Consider the following 16,850-nt stretch of genomic DNA (forward strand, 5'->3'; position numbering starts at 1 on the left):
GCTGCTTTGCTCTAACTCGTTGTTTCAACGCGTCTTTGCGATTCTTGGCGATCCCAAGAGATCGCAAAACGCTTTAGCGGGCAAGCTGGTGGAGCGCGTCGGCGACGATCGCATCGGGCTCCGCATCGATTGAAACGGTAATCGGCGCTTCGTCCGGCCCCGGCGGCTCGAGCGTGGCGAACTGGCTGGCGAGCAGGCTCGGCGGCATGAAATGGTCCTTGCGCTTGGCCAACCGGGCCGCGATCACATCGGCACTGCCTTCGAGAAAGACGAAGCGGACATCCGCATGCCCGTCGCGCAGGGCGTCCCGATAGCCGCGCTTGAGCGCCGAGCAGGCGACGACGCCGTGTTGCCCCGCCCCTCTCAACTCGTCGATCCAGGCGGCGATGGCCGCGAGCCAGGGCCACCGGTCCTCGTCCGTCAGCGGAATGCCCGCATGCATCTTGGCGACATTGGCCGGCGGATGGAAGGAGTCGCCGTCACGGAACGCCCAGCCGAGCCTGAGCCCGAGCCGCTCGCCGATGCTGCTCTTTCCGGCGCCGGAAACACCCATGACGATGAGAGCGGTGGGAAGAGGCGGCACTGAAGTCATGGCATTTCCTAGAGCAGAATGCAGTCTGGGTGAGGTGGTTCTCTGGATCAACGCGCCGATACCAGGAGCATTTTGCGGTTCCTGGCGATTCCGTCCAATTGCAAAACGCTATCTTCGCTCGAACACGCCGACCAGTTCGACATGGCCCGAGTGGCGAAACTGGTCGACCGGCGTCACCTTGGCAAGCCGGTAGCCGCCGGCAATCAAAAGCGCGGCATCGCGGGCAAAGGTCGTCGGATTGCAGGAGACCCCGACGATACGGCGCAGTCTGGCGGCGGCAAGGCGCCTGGCCTGCGCTTCCGCGCCGGCGCGCGGCGGATCGAAGACCACGGCGTCGAAAGGCTTGAGTTCGTCGGCCAGCAAGGGGCGGTGAAAGAGATCGCGTGCTGTGGCGCTGACAGGCTTCAGCCCCGGGGCCCGGCGGGCGGCGCGGTCGAGCGCCGAGATCGCCGGCTTGTCTGAATCGAAGGCCTGCACATGCATGGCATCCGCCAGCGCCAGGGCAAAGGTGCCGCAGCCGGAAAAGAGATCGGCGATGCGCTTGGCGCCTGACAGGCCCTCGCGCACCAGGCTCGTGAGAGCGATATCCGCCTCGGCCGTCGCCTGCAGGAAGGCGCCGGGCGGCGGTGAAACCTCCACCGTTCCGAACCGCACCACCGGCGCCCGGCGTTCGATCACCACGTCGCCATGGTTGGAAAGCCGGGCCAGGTCGAACTGCTGGGCGAGGTCGCCGAGCCTCAGCCGCATCTTGTCGTCGATGCGTCCGGCGCCGCGGATGTCGCAGTCGAGGCCGGTGATCGTGGCGGTCAGCACCAGATCGAGCGGCTTGCCGAGACCGCGCAAGTGCTTCTCCAGCGCACGCGCTGCCTCGAGGCTGCGGTTCAGTTCCGGCACCAGGATCGGACAGGAGTCGAGTTCGACGATCGCATGCGAACGTGCCTCGGCGAAGCCGAGCTTGCCCTTGCGGGCATGCAGGGTTGCCCGGCGCCGGCCGCGGCCATGGGCATCGACGAGCGGCTCGACCGGCGCCTCGATGCCGGCCTGCCTCAGCGCCTCGACCACCAGGCCCCGCTTCCAGGCCTGATATGCCTCAAACGACCAATGCTGGATGGCGCAGCCGCCGCAATGCGTGAAATGGGGGCAGAAAGGTTCGACGCGATCCGGGCTCGGTTCCTGCAGGGCGATCAGCCGCCCCCGCTCCCCGGCCACCTCCGCCAAGATCGTCTCGCCCGGCAAGGCATAGGGCACGAAGACCGGGCCCGGTGCGACGCCATCGCCGCGATGCCCCAGCCTTTCGATCTTGAGTTCCAGCGATGTCTCAACGTGCTGATTCACGATCTCAACTTCATCAAGCGATGCCTGAAAGAGATGAATCAAAATCTCAAACCAGACACGCAAGTCCCCTGATTCAATCTGTGAGCTCGGCTAAACTAACCCTTTGGGCAGACAGCAGAAACTCCTTGTTGCCATCCCCGCCCTCGATGGGAGACGGCACGATCCCGCGCACCTTCCAGCCAAGCGACGAGACGAGGCCAGCGATGCGCTCGCAGACCTCGGCATGCACGGCCTCGTCCTTGACAACTCCGCCTTTGCCGACCCGTTCGCGACCCGCCTCGAACTGCGGCTTGACCAGAACCGCGAGATCCGCGCCCGGCGCGGCCAGTGCGAGTGCAGCCGGCAGCACCAGCGCCAGCGAGATGAAGCTGACATCGGCGACAACGAGGTCGACGGGGTCGGGCACGAGGTCGCGATCGAGCTTGCGCGCATCCTGCCCTTCCAGAGAGATCAGCCTGTCATTCCCGCGCAGGCTGGCATGCAGCTGATCATGACCGACATCGACGGCATAGACCCGTGCCGCGCCCCGCCGCAGCAGCACGTCGCTGAAGCCGCCGGTTGAGGCGCCGATGTCGAGCGCCACGCGCCCCTCCACCGGCACTGGAAATGTATCGAGCGCATGTTCGAGCTTGAGCCCGCCGCGCGACACGAAAGGAAAGGCCGCCTGCGCCTCGATCACCGCCTCTGCTTCCAGGCTTTCCGACGCCTTGCGCACCGGCTTGCCATTGGCAGTCACGAGGCCGGCGGCGATAGCGGCCTGCGCCTTGGCGCGGCTGTCGAAGTGACCGTGCTTGACCAGCAGCACGTCCGCGCGCTTGCGCATCAGGCCCGCTTGGCGCCGGTTACGACATCGCGCCCGAGCACCGACAGCACCTTGGTGACGATACCGGCAGCATCGAGCCCGGCCTGCGCATACATCGCCTCCGGCTTGTCCTGGTCGAGGAAGACATCGGGCAGGACCAGGGAGCGGAATTTCAGGCCGCTGTCGAAGGCGCCGGCTTCGGCCAGGCACTGGGCCACGAAGCTGCCGAAGCCCCCCACGGAACCTTCCTCGATGGTCAGCAGCACCTCGTGCTCGCGGGCGAGCTTCAGCACCAGCTCCTCGTCGAGCGGCTTGGCAAAGCGCGCATCGGCCACGGTGGCGGAAAGGCCGAGCGCCGCCAGGTCCTCAGCGGCCTTCAGGCACTCGGCCAGGCGCGTGCCGAAGGAGAGTAGCGCGATGTTGCTGCCTTCGCGCAGGACACGGCCCTTGCCGATCGGCAAGGGCACGCCGACTTCGGGCATCTCGACACCGACGCCTTCGCCGCGCGGGTAGCGGAAGGCGATAGGGCCGCCCTCATAGGCGGCCGCGGTTGCGACCATATGAACAAGTTCCGCCTCGTCGGCGGCCGCCATCACCACCATGTTGGGCAGGCAGCCGAGAAAGGCGACGTCGAAGGAACCGGCATGGGTGGCACCATCGGCCCCGACCAGGCCGGCACGATCGATCGGGAAGCGCACGGGCAGGTTCTGGATCGCCACGTCGTGGACGACCTGGTCATAGCCGCGCTGCAGGAAGGTGGAATAGATCGCGCAGAACGGCTTGTAGCCTTCGCTGGCCAGGCCTGCCGCGAAGGTGACAGCATGCTGCTCGGCGATGCCGACATCGTAAAGCCGCTGCGGGAAGGCCTGCTCGAACAGATCCAGCCCGGTGCCGGACGGCATGGCCGCCGTGATCGCCACCACCTTGTCGTCCTTGCGGGCTTCCTTGATCAGGCTTTCGGCGAAGATGCGGGTATAGGAGGGCGCATTGGCCTTGGCCTTCACCTGCGCGCCGGTGATGACGTCGAACTTCACCACGCCGTGATATTTGTCGGGCGCGTTCTCGGCCGGCTCGTAGCCCTTGCCCTTCTGGGTGACGACATGGATCAGCACGGGACCGTCGGCCTGGTCCCTGACATTCTTGAGCACCGGCAGGAGATGGTCGAGATTATGCCCGTCGATCGGGCCGATATAATAGAAGCCGAGCTCCTCGAAGAGCGTGCCGCCGGTCCAGAAGCCACGGGCATATTCCTCGGTGCGCCTGGCCTTGTCGTAGAAGAAGCGCGGCAGCTTCTTGGCCAGCATCTTGCCGAAATCGCGCAAATTCTTGTAGGTGCCGCCCGAAACCAGCCGGGCCAGATAGGCCGACATCGCCCCCACGGGCGGGGCGATCGACATGTCGTTGTCGTTGAGGATGACGATCAGGCGCGAACCCAGAGCCCCGGCATTGTTCATCGCCTCATAGGCCATGCCGGCCGACATCGAGCCGTCGCCGATCACGCAGATGACATTGTTGTCGCGGCCGTCGAGATCACGCGCCGCCGCCATGCCGAGGCCAGCCGAGATCGAGGTCGAGGAATGCGCGGCGCCGAAGGGGTCGTATTCGCTCTCGCTGCGCTTGGTAAAGCCGCTGAGCCCGTTCACCTGGCGCAGCGTGCGGATGCGATCGCGCCGCCCGGTGAGAATCTTGTGCGGATAGGCCTGGTGGCCGACATCCCAGATCAGGCGGTCGCGCGGCGTGTCGAACACCGCGTGAATGGCGACCGTCAGCTCCACCACGCCGAGACCGGCGCCGAGATGGCCGCCCGTCACCGAAACGGCATCGATGGTCTCCCTGCGCAGCTCGTCCGCCACCTGCTGGAGCTTGTCCTCGGGCAGGCGGCGCAGATCGGCCGGCAGATGGATGGTGTCGAGCAGCGGGGTTGCTGAAGTGTTTGCCAAAGTGTTCACCCGGGGAGACTAGAGCAAAGCGCGCATAAGGGGAAACATCATTTTGCTCTAACTCTTTGTTTCGACGCGTCTTTGCGATGACGGCCTTCTGGTGGAGTGCTGGGCGCCTTGGAGACCGTCGAATATCAGGCTTCAGGCAGTGGCTCGAGCCCGGCGGGCTTGCCCTCGGCATCGAGCCGGATCTTGTCGACCTTGGCCTCCGCGACCTTCAGAAGCTTGTCGCAATGGGCCTTGAGCAGTTCGCCACGCCCGAACAGCGTGATCGATTCCTCCAGCGGCACATTACCTCCCTCGAGGCTGCGCACGATTTGCTCGAGTTCGGCAAGTGCCTTCTCGAAACTGAGCGTTGCGATGTCGGACGGCTTGTCGGCCATTATCAACCTGTCAATCCACGATTTCCCCCTCTATAGCCCCTAACGTCGCCGCATTGAAAGAAAAAGCCATGCAGACCGTATGACCCAACCGTGCATAAGGCGGGGAGAGCGCCGGGGCGCGTCGTCGGTTACGGCTTCAACCCAAAGCGCCCTCGACCGGAGGCGGTGAGGTCAAAAACATAACTGACGGCGCGCCCCAGGTTGCGGCTCAGCCCCGCTTCCGGCAAAAGCGGCGCATGGATTTGCAGACCTTCCTCGCGCTCTCCGCCGGTTCCCTGTCAGCCGTGGCCATTGCCCAGGTGTTCGTAACCCGAGCCTACCGCTTTCCAGGCATCGCGATCTATCTGGCGGGGCACGCAATCGTGATCGCCATCGCCGTCGCCGGCTACCGGTTTCTGCCTGCCTATTACGGTTTCCTGGCGGCCCTCGCCTTGCTGGCAATCATCGCGCCGGGGCCGCTGCTGAACCGGGCCAATCGCGAATTGCTGGCCGGCCGCAACGAACGCGCCGCCCTGCTCGCCCGCCTGGCCAGCCTCGTCCAGCCCACCTCCCAAAGCCGCTTCACGGCCAAGCTGTTCAAGGCTCTTTCCGAATCGACGCGCGAGGAACGGATCGACGCCCTCGAAGCGCTGCGCCAGACCGGCAAGCCGGATCAGGAAGTGATCCTCGACCTGCAATTGCTGCGGCAGCGCCAGGACTGGCAGGGCATCGTCGACTATCTCGCCCGCAACCCCGTGCCGGCAGGTGCAGATGCGGTCGCCTTTCCGATTCGAGCCCTTGGGGAGACCGGGCAGCTGGAGGCCATGGTGGCGACGGCTGCGCGCTATCGCGGCCTGCTGGGTACTGGACAATTGTCGACCCTGATGCTCCTCGCCTTCTGCGGACGCGTCCAGGCCACGGATTCGATGCTGGCCTCTTTCCATGCCATGCCGGTCTCCGTGAAGGCCTTCTGGCAGGCGACCGCCCTCCAGGCGGCGGCACGCGGCGAACTCGCCGAACCGCTGCTGCGAGGCTTCGCCTCCGCCGCCCTGACACCCGCCCAGCACGAGGCGATCGTCGCTCGCCTGGACAAGCCGGCGAGCCTGGCGGAGGGCCAACTCTCGTCGCAGGCAACGGCCTTCCTCGACGATTTGGAGGCGCATGTCCGTCGCAACGCGCCCCTTCGACGTACCGGCTGGCGCGCCGCTCCGGTGACCTATCTGCTGATCCTGGCCAATTGCGCCGTCTTCGGCGTGGAACTGTGGAATGGCGACACCACCGATGCCGAAAACCTGTTCCGGCTCGGGGGGTTATGGCCCGATGCGGTGGTTCGGGATCATGAATGGTGGCGTCTGCTCAGCGCCATGTTCCTGCATGCCGGCCCCGAACATCTGATCAGCAACATGATCGGGCTCCTCCTGCTCGGGCGCATGGTCGAGGCTACGGTCGGAAGCCTGCGCATGGGCCTCGTCTATCTGATCGGCGGCCTGGTCTCCATGGCCGGGGTGCTCGCCCTCACCGAGGCGGGCCTGACCCAGCCCGATGTCCTGGTCGGGGCTTCCGGCGCCATCTTCGCCCTCATCGGGGCCATCGCCCTGCGGCGCCTGTCCGACTTCCTGGCGACACGCCATATCGCCGACCGGCACAATCTCAGCCTGATCGTCATCGTGCTGCTGATCCAGGCGGCGATCGACCTTTCGCTGCCTCAGATCAGTTTCACCGCGCACGGCATCGGCTTCGTCGCCGGCATTGCCCTGGCCTGGATCTTCGGCACGGCGCACGCCAGCAGACGGTGATGTCCGCGCTTCAGTTCTGTCGTGTCAGGCCGTCCAGAAGCGTGCGGCTTCGCCACGCGAATGTTCGTCTAGCGTGCCTTCCCACATTACCCGCGCTCCGCGTACGATGGTGCCGACCGGCCAGCCGGTGACCTCGACGCCGTCATAGGGCGTCCAGCCGCATTTGGAGGCGATCCAACCATTGCGGATGGTTTCCTTGCGCTTGAGATCGACGATGGTGAGGTCGGCATCGTAACCCACCGCGATACGGCCCTTGCCGGCCATGCCGAAGATCCGGCAGGGGCCGTGGCTGGTCAGGTCGACGAAACGTTCCAGCGACAGCCGGCCCTGGTTCACATGGTCGAGCATCACCGGCACCAGGGTCTGCACACCGGTCATGCCGGAGGGCGAATCGGGATAGGGCTTGGCCTTTTCCTCCAGCGTATGGGGCGCATGGTCCGAGCCGAGCACGTCGACGATGCCCTGGCGGATGCCCTGCCAGATACCCTCGCGATGGCCGGCGTCGCGCACCGGTGGGTTCATCTGCACCAGCGTGCCCAGCTTCTCATAGGCCTCGGGCCCGGCCAGGGTGAGATGGTGGGGCGTCGCCTCGCAGGTCACCAGCCGCTTATGCGCGCCGAGGAAGGGAATCTCGTCCGCTGTCGAGATATGCAGGACATGGATGGGCGCGCCCGTCTCTTCGGCGATGGCGACGAGGCGCCGCGTGCAATTGAGGGCTGCCTCGACATCACGCCAGACCGGATGGGAAGATGCATCCCCCTTCACGCGCAGGTCGCGCCGCTCACGCAGACGATATTCATCCTCCGAATGGAAGGCGGCGCGCCGCCGCGTGCGCTTAAGGATCTCGCGCACGCCCTCGTCGTCCTCGACCAGCAGCGAGCCGGTGGAAGAGCCCATGAACACCTTGATGCCGGCTGCGCCCGGCAGGCGCTCGAGCTCCGCCACATGGGGAGCATTCTCGCGAGTGCCGCCAACCCAGAAGGCGAAGTCGCAATGCATACGATGCGTGCCACGGCGCACCTTGTCGGCCAGGGCTTCGGGCGTAATGGTGAGCGGATCGGTGTTGGGCATCTCGAACACGGTGGTGACGCCGCCCATCACCGCCGCCCGCGAGCCCGATTCGAGGTCTTCCTTATGCGTCGGCCCCGGTTCGCGGAAATGCACCTGGCTGTCGATCACACCCGGCAGGATGGTGAGGCCGGTACAATCGATCATCTCGCCTGCGCTGGCTTGCGACAAGTCCCCGAGCATCGCGATGCGTCCATCCTTGACCCCGATATCGCCGCGGTGCCGGCCGTCCTGGTTGACGATCTCGCCATTGCGGAAGATGCGGTCGAAGGTCTGGGGCATGGCGCTCTCCTCGATGACAGCTGTAGCCTCGGAGGAAGGCCGGGACGCCGGACGCCCCTTCCCCCCGCAGGAGCGGGACGAGGGGGCGCAAGCGTTGAGGGGTCTCGTCGCCCTCGCCGTCTCGCCCAATCCTCATGCTGGCGCATATGGATGATGCCGCCCCTCTCAGCGAACGGGAAGGCGATGCCGTCTTATCCTGTCCTCCGAACCGTGTCGACAATCCGCCGCCTCTTCACGCCGCGCACGAGGATTGCCATATAGGGGATGCTGAAAACGGGACTGCCCTGCCATGATCCACCTGCCCGACCGCGCCGTGCTCCGCCTCAGCGGAGAGGATGCGCGATCCTGGTTCGCCAATCTCGTCACCTGCGACATCGCCCATCTCGAACCCGGCCAAGGACGATGGGGGGCGTTGCTGACACCGCAGGGCAAGATCCTGTTCGATTTCCTGGCGACGATCGGCGAGGACGGGCTCTATCTCGATACGGATGCCGCGCTGGCGGCGGACTTCGCCAAACGGCTCAATTTCTATCGGCTGCGTGCCAAGGTGACGGTCGAGACGCTGTCGCCGGCCTGGGCCGTCTACGCTGCCCTGCCCCCTGAAAGCGTCGACATCGAGGGTGCTCTCGCCTTCCCGGATCCCCGGCGCTCCGAGCTCGGGCTTCGCATTCTCGCGCCGGCCGCCGCCATGTCAGACGACAGGGCCGCGGCCTATCACGCTCGCCGCATCGAGCTCGGCGTTCCCGAAGGCGGCAAGGATTTTCGCTTCGGCGACGCCTTCCCGCACGAGGTGCTGATGGACATGCTCGCCGGCGTCGACTTCAAGAAGGGCTGCTTCGTCGGCCAGGAAGTCGTCAGCCGCATGCAGCATCGCGGCACGGCGCGCAGCCGCATCGTGCCGGTCGCCGCCACGACCGCCCTGCCGGCTGCCGGCACCGAGATCCGCATCGGCGACCGGCCGGCGGGCACGCTCGGTTCCACGGCCGGCATGAGGGGGTTGGCCCTGCTTCGGCTCGACCGGGTGGAAGAAGGGCTGGCCGCCGGCGAAAGCCTGACGGCCGAGGGCCTTGCCCTGGCGGTCGACAAGCCATCATGGTGGGCCGGGCCGAGCGAGGCGCACAAGGCGACGGCCTGAGGCTCCCTCCTCGTCGCGTGCGAGAGTACATTCCCGCCTTGAGTGCAGGGGCGCTCCGGCGACGTGCCAGCAGAGCTCGCTCGCGGATACCCGTCCCAGAGAAAACTCGGCCGGCTCTCACGCAGTTGACCAGAAAGGGTGCCGCGCGGCACCGTATCCGCCCGCCGTAAAGCGGTCTTCCCCAACACCCTGTCCTGTCTGTCTTGCTCCCGTGGTGATTCCGGGCAATCCTGGGGAAGTAGTTTCATACCCGCCCGCGCGCGGGACTCTTCGCGAGTATGCCGGCATCGTGGCTGCAATGGCATGCCGCCGCCTCTCAAGCGCGAGGATGCTCCGTGAACCAGTCCCACGCCTTCGATCCCACCGTCCTCAGCCATGTCCGCACGGTGATCAGCATCATCGTCGGCCTCAGCATGGGCCGCCTGCTCACCGGCCTTGCCCGCTTCGTCCAGCATCCGCGCCAGCACAAGATCTACGGCGTCCACCTGGTGTGGACCTTCTTCATGCTGATTCAGATCATCTCGTTCTGGTGGTGGGAATTCCACCTGGTCAACGTGCAGTGGAGCTTCCCGCTTTATGGCTTCGTCGCCTTCTATGCGAGCGTATTCTTCTTCATGTGTACGATGCTCTTTCCGGACACCATGTACGAATACAAGGGCTTCGAGGACTATTTCATGTCTCGCCGGAAATGGTTTTTCGGTATCCTGATCGGCACCTTCTTCCTCGACATCATCGACACTTTCATCAAGGGAAGAGATTATACCGCAGCGCTCGGCCCTGAATACTGGGTACGCTTCGCCCTCTACACTACCGGCTGTGCCGCCGCGATCCTGATATCCAACCAGCGTTTTCAGCTCGCCTTCGCCATCCTGGCGCTGCTCGGTGAAATCGCCTGGGCGCTCGGCCTCTACGACACGCTGACCTGAGCCGGCGCGGCAATCAGCTGCTCAGCGAGGATTTCGTAGGAGCGCTTGGTCTTCTCATGGTCGAAGATCATGTTGGTGGCGATGATCTCGTCGGCACCGGTGCGGGCGACGAATGCCTCGATGCCCGCCTTGACGGTCGCCGGGGAGCCGACCACCGAGACATGGTTCATGTGCTGCAGCGTCGCGCGACCGACGGCATCGAGAGTCTCCTCGTAATTCTCGACCGGCGGCTGGATCAGGCCCGGCCGCCCCGTACGCAGGCTGACGAAGGCCTGAAGCCGCGAGCTCTGGAGGAAGTGGGCCTCCTCGTCGGTGTCGGCGGCGACCACGTTCATGCCCAGCATGACATAGGGCTTGTCGAGATATTCGGAGGGCTCGAAGCGGCCGCGATAGATGGCGATCGCTCCTTCGAGATCGGCCGCCGCGAAATGCGAAGCGAACGCAAAAGGCAGGCCCAGCATGGCGGCCAGCTGTGCCCCGAACAGACTGGAACCGAGGATCCACACCGGCACCTCCAGCCCTGCCCCCGGCACGGCCTGCACACGCTGGTCAGGGCTGGCCGGCTTGAAATAGTTCATCAATTCGATGACGTCGCGCGGAAAGGCATCGATCTCGGCGTTGAGATTGCGGCGCAATGCCTGGGCGGTGATCTGGTCGGTGCCGGGCGCCCTGCCCACCCCGAGATCGATGCGCCCGGGATGCAGGGCCGCCAGCGTGCCGAAGGCCTCGGCCACCATCAAGGGCGCATGGTTGGGCAGCATGATGCCGCCGGCCCCCAGGCGGATGGTGGAGGTGCCGGAGGCGACATGGGCGAGCGCCACCGCGGTGGCGGCGCTGGCGATCCCCGGCATGTTGTGGTGCTCGGCCAGCCACAGCCTGTTATAGCCGAGCCGCTCGACATGCCGGGCAAGGTCCAGCGAATTATGGAGGGCCTGCCCGGCATTGCTGCCGACGGCGATGGGCGAAAGGTCGAGGACTGAAATCGGGATCATGAAAAGGGCACGACAAAATTCGATGACGATCGAATTAATATAGGTGGCTTTGCCGCCCTGGCAAGGAAGGGCGCAGGCCGCCGCCTCTACGATCACGAAATGTTCTTCCCTCTTCCCGAGTCGGCTTTCGCCATGGCAAGAAGGCGGCATGGAACGCACAGTCATTCTGCACGCCGACGGCAAGCAACGCTGTCCCTGGCCGGGGCTCGATCCCTTCTATGTCGCCTATCACGACGAAGAATGGGGGGTGCCGGAATATGACAGCCGGGCGCTGTTCGAAAAGCTCATCCTCGACGGCTTCCAGGCCGGCCTGTCCTGGATCACCATTTTGCGCAAGCGCGAGCGCTTCCGCGAGGTGTTCGATGGCTTCGAGCCCGCCAGGATCGTACAGTACGGGCCCGAAAAGGTGGCGGCCCTGATGGCCGATCCCGGCATCGTGCGCAATCGCGCCAAGGTGGAGGGTACCATCATCGCGGCCCGGCTCTGGCTGGAAATCGAGGAAAAGCAGGGCTTCTCGCACTATCTGTGGGACTTCCTCGACGGCCGCCCCCTGCAGAACACCTTGCGCACCACGGCCGACGTCCAAGCTGAGACGCCGCTGTCTCAGAAGATTTCCAAGGATCTCAAGGCGCGCGGCTTCAAATTCGTGGGTCCCACCATCGTCTACGCCTTCATGCAGGCGGTCGGCATGGTCAACGACCATCTCGTCGACTGCTTCCGCTATGCCGAATGCGCCGAGCTCGGCAAGGCGGGACATCCGGGCTGACAATGGCACGCGCAGGCAAAGCCACTCCCCACCGGGCCTGGCAGCGCATGCTGTCGGGGCGACGGCTCGATTTGCTCGACCCCTCCCCGCTCGACATCGAGATCGAGGATATCGCCCATGGCCTGGCCCGGGTGGCGCGCTGGAACGGCCAGACCAGCGGCGACGCCATCTTCTCGGTGGCGCAGCACAGCGTGCTCGTGCTCGACGTGCTCGATGCGATGGAGCCTGCCCAGCCCGACACCGTGCGATTGATGGTGCTGCTGCACGATGCGCCCGAATATGTGATCGGCGACATGATCTCGCCGTTCAAGGCGGTGATCGGCGAGAGCTACAGACATGTGGAGGCCCGCCTGCTCGGTGCCATCCATCTGCGCTTCGGCCTGCCGGCCGTTCCCCCTCCGGCGATCAAGGCGCTGACCAAGAAGGCCGATACAGTAGCCGCCTTTCTCGAGGCAACCCAGCTTGCCGGCTTCGGCATCGAGGAATCCTGCCGGATCTTCGGCGATCCCCGCCCTCTGCCCCGGCCGATGGACCAGGCCAGGCTGGTGCCTTTGCCGGCGGCGGAAGCGCAGCAGGCCTTCCTCGATCGTTTTTCCCAGATCTTCCGGTAATCGCCATGCAAATCAATGTCTGTTCGCTCTCCCGCCTCGAAGCCACTGTCGCCGCCACCGGGGCCCGCCAGATCCTGACCCTGATCAATGCCGGCACCAAGGTGATCAGGCCGGTCACGGTGGAGGAAAACCGTCACCTGTTCCTGAGCATGAACGACATCGTCGAACTGGCGGAAGAAGGCCAGATCCTGCCGGGCGAGGATCACCTCTCCCAGCTTCTCGCCTTCGCCAGAGCCTGGGACCAGGCGACGCCGCTGGTGGTACATTGCTATGCCGGTGTCAGCCGCTCGACCGCCGCGGCCTTCACGGTGGCTTGCGCTCTCAACCCCACATTGGATGAACACGAACTCGCCCAGACCATTCGCAGGCTGTCACCGACCGCCACCCCCAACCGCCGCATCGTGGCTCTGGCCGACATGCGCCTGGGCAGAAACGGCCGCATGCTCGCCGCCATCGACGCGATCGGACGCGGCGAGGACTGCTTCGAGGGGGTGCCTTTCGCCTTGCAATTATAGGGCGTGCCGTCACGAAAGCGCCGCCCGGCGATACGGCAAAAAAGAAGCCCGGCATGGAGCCAGGCCAAGGGAAGGTCAAACATCGCATCGCTGTCGGGGAACGGACAGCTCGATGGCCGCGACCATGGCGCAGGTCCATGACGGGCCGATGACGCCGTTTCACGCGGCAGTTCGTGCCGCGAGCAATCAGCTGTCGGCTCGCCAGCTTGCCGGATCCGCGTAGGGCGAACCACCCACAGCGGCATAGAGCTCGCGGTTGCGCCGCCAGTCGGGGTGATAGTTGCGCAGCATGAAGATGCGGAAACGTTCGGCGGCCGAGGCTCGGGCCTCGGGCGTGACATAGCCGGCATCCTCGGCGGCCAGTGCTTCCAGAGCGCCGAGATCATGGTCGGGGGTGCGCAGGCGCAGCACGGAGAACTCGCCGCTGACATCGCTTTCATAGGCGAACGCCCAATCCACGCCCGCGCCCTGCAGCCGCCCGACGGCCGAAACAAAGGCAGGATCGGCGGCCCAGGCCGCGCGCCTTGCCTCATGGGCGGCCTCGAGCCGAGCGACCTCCTCGGGCGGCGGATTACCCTGCGTTCGATCGAGCCAGATATCGTCAACCAGACTGCCGTGGTTTTGGTACTGTAGGGCAAACCTGTTCACGGCGAGGTTGAGCAGGACGATTTCCGGCCTGAGACGCTGCAGGACACCGTCGGGACAGGGCGCGATTTCATTCATTCGCGGCTACGGCTTCAATTCCTGCTCCGACCCGGGTTTGGGTCCGAACAACAGGCGCTGATAGACGAGGCCGATGCCGATCAAGGCAACACCGAGCCCCATGAAGGACAAGGCGCGCCAGATGCCTTCCAGCTCCGACATGTCGAACAGGAAGGCTTTGGCGACCGCCAGCATGATCACGATGGCCGAGCCCAAGCGGATGGCCCGCACCTTCGCGCCGATGCCGAGGCCGAGCAGCACCAGGCCATAGAGCAGCCAGGCGATGGTATAGCCCCAGTTCTCGGCGGAGGAGACCGAGACGAAATCAGGCACGCCGTCGGCAAAGATCTTGCGCACCTCCAGCGTGACATAGGTGAAGCCGAGCACGAAGGCACAGATCCCGCATAGCAGCGCGAAGGGTGCGTTCTCCATCCCCGGGTTCTTCGGTTCATCCTTGCCGGCGCCGCGGCCATACCAGTGCCAGAACAGCGCCGCCGCTCCTGCCAGCAGCGCTGGCAGGGCATAGCCGGGCAGCAAGGTGTTGAAGAGGGCGCCGCCGCCGATCATCTCGCCGCTGACCACGGGATTGGCGGTGATCATTGGCCCCGAGACCGTCAGGGAAAGCGCGATGATGACGCTGATCGGTGCCGCTGCCCGGTAGACCGGGCTGGTGGTCGCCCCGGAGCGATAGACCAGCGCCATAGAGGCCGCAAAGGCGAGCGCGGTATAGAGTCCGGCCTCGGCGAGGGACATGCCGGGATGAGCGGCTTCCTCCGCTCCGCGCAGGCCGAGGCGGATGGCGAAGACCACCGCCACGCAGGCGAGCAGGATGGCACCGAAATCGAGGATGGCGGCTGGCATGTCGGCCTTGCGCCGGCGCAGGAGGATGCCGCCATAATAGAACGCCGCCGCCGGTATGGCATAGCGCAGCAGGATATCCTGCCAATCCGGGAAGCGCTCGAGGCCGGCGTCGGCCAGGGTCCAGGCTCCGCCCATGCGCGCCAGCACCAGCAGGACGAAGCCGGCGGCACACCAGCGCAGGGCAGGCAGCGGCCGCAGGGTGGAGACCCAGGCCGCACCGAGCGCCGACAGGCCGAAGGCCAGTGTGAGCGGGGAATCGGCGATCAGGAAGGTGAGCGTCAGCGCCACCGCCGAGGCGCTGGCCACGGCATGGAGGGAGGAGCCGGCTCCAGGTGTTCCGTCCTGCTCCGTCTGCGTCTCCAGCCGCAGGAAACGCTCGGTCGTCGCGGCAAAGAGCACCGCAAGACCGGCCGCCACGGCCCCGAAGGGCAGGCTGGCGCGCAGGCTCTCGATGCGCAGATAGGCGATGGCCAGCGCGAAGATCGGGGGCGCCGTCCCCGCCAGCGCCAGGGCCAGGGCCGGCCGTTGCGGCCTGGGATGGCGCATCAGGCTGATCGTGGTGGCCAGCAGCAGCACGGCAGCCGGAACGATCGCGATCTCGATATAGGCCTGGAGGGCATCCGGCATCAGGAAAGGCAGATAGAGGTGGCCCGGCACCACCACCAGCGGCTCGGCTGCGAGCTGCCCGTCGATCGGCCAGATCCACAGGCAGGTGAGCCCAGCGAGGCCGGCAATCACGGCTGCCGGGGCAAGCGCGTCGAAGGCGAGCGCCGCCGCCAGCGCCAGTGCCATCACGATCAGCAAGGTGGCAAGCGAGGCATGCCCGAACACGTCGGCGCCGGCGAAGGAGACGGCCAGGATCGCGAGGCCGGCGACCGCGCCCAGGCCGACGGGATCGAAGCTCTGATAGGCCTTGCCGTGATGAGGCTCGTAGATCAGCACCGCGCCGATCAGGGCCGACAAAGCGAGGATGTAGAACACCATGGCGCCGGTGTCCTCGCCCATGATGCTGCCCAGGACGAAGCCATAGCAGAAGGCGGCGAGACCGGCGGCGATGGCGAGCCAGCGCCAGAGCCGAATGCGGGCCAACATGAAGGCGGCTGCGGTCACCACCACGACATAAAGGGCGAGAGCCCAGGGGTTGGGCTGGTTCGAGGAGACCAGCAAGGGAGCGCCATAGGCGCCGACAAGGCCCAGCCCGGCGAGCCAGGGACCATGCAGCGCCGCCGCATACATGGTGGCGATGCCGACCAGGCCGAGCAGCACGAAGGCCTGGGCCGGGCTGAGGAATTCATAGAGCGCATAGGCGGCATAGACGGTCGCAAACAGGGCGACCGTGCCCGCGGCCGTGACCACGCCGGGAATATAGACGGCCTGCCCTGCGGCGGGCGCCACGGGACGGCGCCTCAGATATTCGCCACCCCCAATCAGGGCCAGGGAGAAAACGAGACCCGCCAGGATGCGCGCGCCGGGGCCGAGAAGCTCCTCCTCGACGGCATACCGCACCAGGAAGGCACCGCCGAGCGCCAGCGCCAGCCCGCCCACCCAGACAGCCCAGCGCGTTCCGAGCTTCTCCTCCAGGCTGACCTTCGGCTTAGGGGGCGCCGAGCGGCGCGCGGCCTGCGCGGAAGCGGCCGCCACCGGCTCCGGCCGGGCCTGCGGCGGTGGCGGCTCGATGGCCGGCAGCGTCTCGGCTGGCACGGCAGCGGGAACCGGCGCAACCGCTTCCCGCACGGGCTCGGCGGCCTTTCTCTCCTCCGCCGGCGCTGCCGGCGTAGCGGCCCTCGCGGCATCGACCGGCACCGGGCGTAGGCCCGCCAGATGGCGAACCCTTTCCTCCAGGTCCTGCACCCTGCGCCTGAGGCCGAGCGTCATTACGAAGGCGACGATCGCCAGCACCGGAAAGGCGAGCACCAGGAGGCCGATGAAGAGGAAGGCACTTTCTTCGGACATGCTCACCCATGACTGGTCATTGCAGCGCAGGCGTCGCGCGATTCTTGGTTCAACGTCTTTGCGAAACTGGCCGAACAAATCGCAAAATACGGCAGGCGACAAGTACGGGCGATCGGCCCGGCAATTGAAGCTGCACGACACCCGCATCGGCGAAACAAAATCACCCTGTCCACAATCGCAACTATTGTGTCAGCCATATGCGCGAATCCGGA

At 65.9% G+C, this 16,850-nt stretch carries 15 protein-coding genes; 6 read left to right on the forward strand and 9 right to left on the reverse strand.

Annotated features, from left to right (window positions below; genetic code table 11):
- Positions 1-73: 73 nt before the first annotated feature.
- The 5 genes from C5L14_RS12295 to C5L14_RS12315 all read right to left on the reverse strand — a co-directional run bounded on the left by C5L14_RS12295 (position 74) and on the right by C5L14_RS12315 (position 5,052).
- Positions 74-592: a gluconokinase gene (locus C5L14_RS12295; RefSeq protein ID WP_245196904.1), complete on the reverse strand. Its 519-nt coding sequence runs from the start codon at positions 590-592 to the stop codon at positions 74-76.
- A 108-nt stretch (positions 593-700) separates the two neighbouring features.
- Positions 701-1,927, reverse strand: coding sequence for a class I SAM-dependent RNA methyltransferase (locus C5L14_RS12300; RefSeq protein WP_181161145.1), 1,227 nt, complete (start codon positions 1,925-1,927; stop codon positions 701-703).
- Between the two features lie 73 nt (positions 1,928-2,000).
- Positions 2,001-2,750, reverse strand: a complete 750-nt coding sequence (locus C5L14_RS12305) for a TlyA family RNA methyltransferase (protein ID WP_105862329.1) — start codon at positions 2,748-2,750, stop codon at positions 2,001-2,003.
- Entirely contained in the window at positions 2,750-4,669 is a 1,920-nt protein-coding gene (dxs, locus tag C5L14_RS12310; RefSeq protein WP_105862330.1) for a 1-deoxy-D-xylulose-5-phosphate synthase, read from the reverse strand. The genes C5L14_RS12305 and dxs overlap by 1 nt, the downstream gene beginning before the upstream one ends.
- 134 nt (positions 4,670-4,803) lie before the next feature.
- Positions 4,804-5,052 carry an exodeoxyribonuclease VII small subunit gene (locus C5L14_RS12315; protein WP_105862331.1) on the reverse strand — a complete coding sequence of 83 codons (249 nt, stop codon included), beginning with the start codon at positions 5,050-5,052 and terminating at the stop codon, positions 4,804-4,806.
- A gap of 236 nt (positions 5,053-5,288) precedes the next feature.
- Between C5L14_RS12315 and C5L14_RS12320 the strand changes: the two genes are divergently transcribed.
- A complete protein-coding gene (locus tag C5L14_RS12320) occupies positions 5,289-6,827 on the forward strand; it encodes a rhomboid family intramembrane serine protease (RefSeq protein WP_105862332.1) in 1,539 nt (512 codons plus the stop codon).
- Between the two features lie 24 nt (positions 6,828-6,851).
- Here C5L14_RS12320 and C5L14_RS12325 read toward each other — a convergent pair whose 3' ends face one another.
- The gene (locus C5L14_RS12325; RefSeq protein ID WP_105862333.1) at positions 6,852-8,177 is read right to left on the reverse strand and encodes a dihydroorotase; all 1,326 of its coding nucleotides are present in this window, start codon (positions 8,175-8,177) and stop codon (positions 6,852-6,854) included.
- 289 nt (positions 8,178-8,466) lie between these two features.
- On the opposite strand from C5L14_RS12325, the gene C5L14_RS12330 reads away from it, so the two are divergent.
- Together C5L14_RS12330 and C5L14_RS12335 are read left to right on the forward strand one after the other, a co-directional pair.
- Positions 8,467-9,312, forward strand: a complete 846-nt coding sequence (locus C5L14_RS12330) for a YgfZ/GcvT domain-containing protein (protein WP_105862334.1) — start codon at positions 8,467-8,469, stop codon at positions 9,310-9,312.
- Between the two features lie 335 nt (positions 9,313-9,647).
- Complete coding sequence (locus tag C5L14_RS12335; protein ID WP_105862335.1) at positions 9,648-10,238, forward strand: hypothetical protein; 591 nt, start codon at positions 9,648-9,650, stop codon at positions 10,236-10,238.
- On the opposite strand, the gene C5L14_RS12340 is transcribed toward C5L14_RS12335, so the two are convergent.
- Entirely contained in the window at positions 10,220-11,230 is a 1,011-nt protein-coding gene (locus C5L14_RS12340) for an LLM class flavin-dependent oxidoreductase (protein WP_105862591.1), read from the reverse strand. The genes C5L14_RS12335 and C5L14_RS12340 overlap by 19 nt on opposite strands.
- Positions 11,231-11,378: 148 nt before the next feature.
- Here C5L14_RS12340 and C5L14_RS12345 point away from each other — a divergent pair, with 148 nt between their 5' ends.
- The 3 genes from C5L14_RS12345 to C5L14_RS12355 are packed head-to-tail and all read left to right on the forward strand — an operon-like array spanning position 11,379 to position 13,122.
- Positions 11,379-11,996 carry a DNA-3-methyladenine glycosylase I gene (locus C5L14_RS12345; protein ID WP_105862336.1) on the forward strand — a complete coding sequence of 206 codons (618 nt, stop codon included), beginning with the start codon at positions 11,379-11,381 and terminating at the stop codon, positions 11,994-11,996.
- A gap of 2 nt (positions 11,997-11,998) precedes the next feature.
- Positions 11,999-12,607: an HD family hydrolase gene (locus tag C5L14_RS12350; RefSeq protein ID WP_105862337.1), complete on the forward strand. Its 609-nt coding sequence runs from the start codon at positions 11,999-12,001 to the stop codon at positions 12,605-12,607.
- Positions 12,608-12,612: 5 nt separating this feature from the next.
- Positions 12,613-13,122 (forward strand): tyrosine phosphatase family protein, encoded by a 510-nt coding sequence (locus tag C5L14_RS12355; RefSeq protein WP_105862338.1) that lies wholly within the window; start codon positions 12,613-12,615, stop codon positions 13,120-13,122.
- 186 nt (positions 13,123-13,308) lie between these two features.
- Here the strand turns inward: C5L14_RS12355 and C5L14_RS12360 are convergent, their stop codons facing one another.
- Both C5L14_RS12360 and C5L14_RS12365 read right to left on the reverse strand, forming a co-directional pair.
- Positions 13,309-13,845, reverse strand: a complete 537-nt coding sequence (locus C5L14_RS12360; protein ID WP_105862339.1) for a hypothetical protein — start codon at positions 13,843-13,845, stop codon at positions 13,309-13,311.
- 6 nt (positions 13,846-13,851) lie between these two features.
- On the reverse strand, positions 13,852-16,638 hold the full coding sequence (locus C5L14_RS12365; protein WP_146126899.1) for a DUF2339 domain-containing protein: 2,787 nt from the start codon (positions 16,636-16,638) through the stop codon (positions 13,852-13,854).
- Positions 16,639-16,850: the final 212 nt, after the last annotated feature.

Source organism: Labrys okinawensis (assembly GCF_002982075.1).
In the GTDB taxonomy this organism is placed as follows: domain Bacteria; phylum Pseudomonadota; class Alphaproteobacteria; order Rhizobiales; family Labraceae; genus Labrys; species Labrys okinawensis_A.

What these genes read in the sequence shown, in the direction of transcription:
- C5L14_RS12365 (WP_146126899.1), bottom strand. Translation starts at nt 16,638, where the DNA reads ATGTCCGAAGAAAGTGCCTTCCTCTTCATCGGCCTCCTGGTGCTCGCC.
- C5L14_RS12325 (WP_105862333.1), bottom strand. Translation starts at nt 8,177, where the DNA reads ATGCCCCAGACCTTCGACCGCATCTTCCGCAATGGCGAGATCGTCAAC.
- C5L14_RS12330 (WP_105862334.1), top strand. Translation starts at nt 8,467, where the DNA reads ATGATCCACCTGCCCGACCGCGCCGTGCTCCGCCTCAGCGGAGAGGAT.
- C5L14_RS12340 (WP_105862591.1), bottom strand. Translation starts at nt 11,230, where the DNA reads ATGATCCCGATTTCAGTCCTCGACCTTTCGCCCATCGCCGTCGGCAGC.
- C5L14_RS12315 (WP_105862331.1), bottom strand. Translation starts at nt 5,052, where the DNA reads ATGGCCGACAAGCCGTCCGACATCGCAACGCTCAGTTTCGAGAAGGCA.
- C5L14_RS12305 (WP_105862329.1), bottom strand. Translation starts at nt 2,750, where the DNA reads ATGCGCAAGCGCGCGGACGTGCTGCTGGTCAAGCACGGTCACTTCGAC.
- C5L14_RS12355 (WP_105862338.1), top strand. Translation starts at nt 12,613, where the DNA reads ATGCAAATCAATGTCTGTTCGCTCTCCCGCCTCGAAGCCACTGTCGCC.
- C5L14_RS12295 (WP_245196904.1), bottom strand. Translation starts at nt 592, where the DNA reads ATGACTTCAGTGCCGCCTCTTCCCACCGCTCTCATCGTCATGGGTGTT.
- C5L14_RS12320 (WP_105862332.1), top strand. Translation starts at nt 5,289, where the DNA reads ATGGATTTGCAGACCTTCCTCGCGCTCTCCGCCGGTTCCCTGTCAGCC.
- C5L14_RS12350 (WP_105862337.1), top strand. Translation starts at nt 11,999, where the DNA reads ATGGCACGCGCAGGCAAAGCCACTCCCCACCGGGCCTGGCAGCGCATG.
- C5L14_RS12360 (WP_105862339.1), bottom strand. Translation starts at nt 13,845, where the DNA reads ATGAATGAAATCGCGCCCTGTCCCGACGGTGTCCTGCAGCGTCTCAGG.
- C5L14_RS12345 (WP_105862336.1), top strand. Translation starts at nt 11,379, where the DNA reads ATGGAACGCACAGTCATTCTGCACGCCGACGGCAAGCAACGCTGTCCC.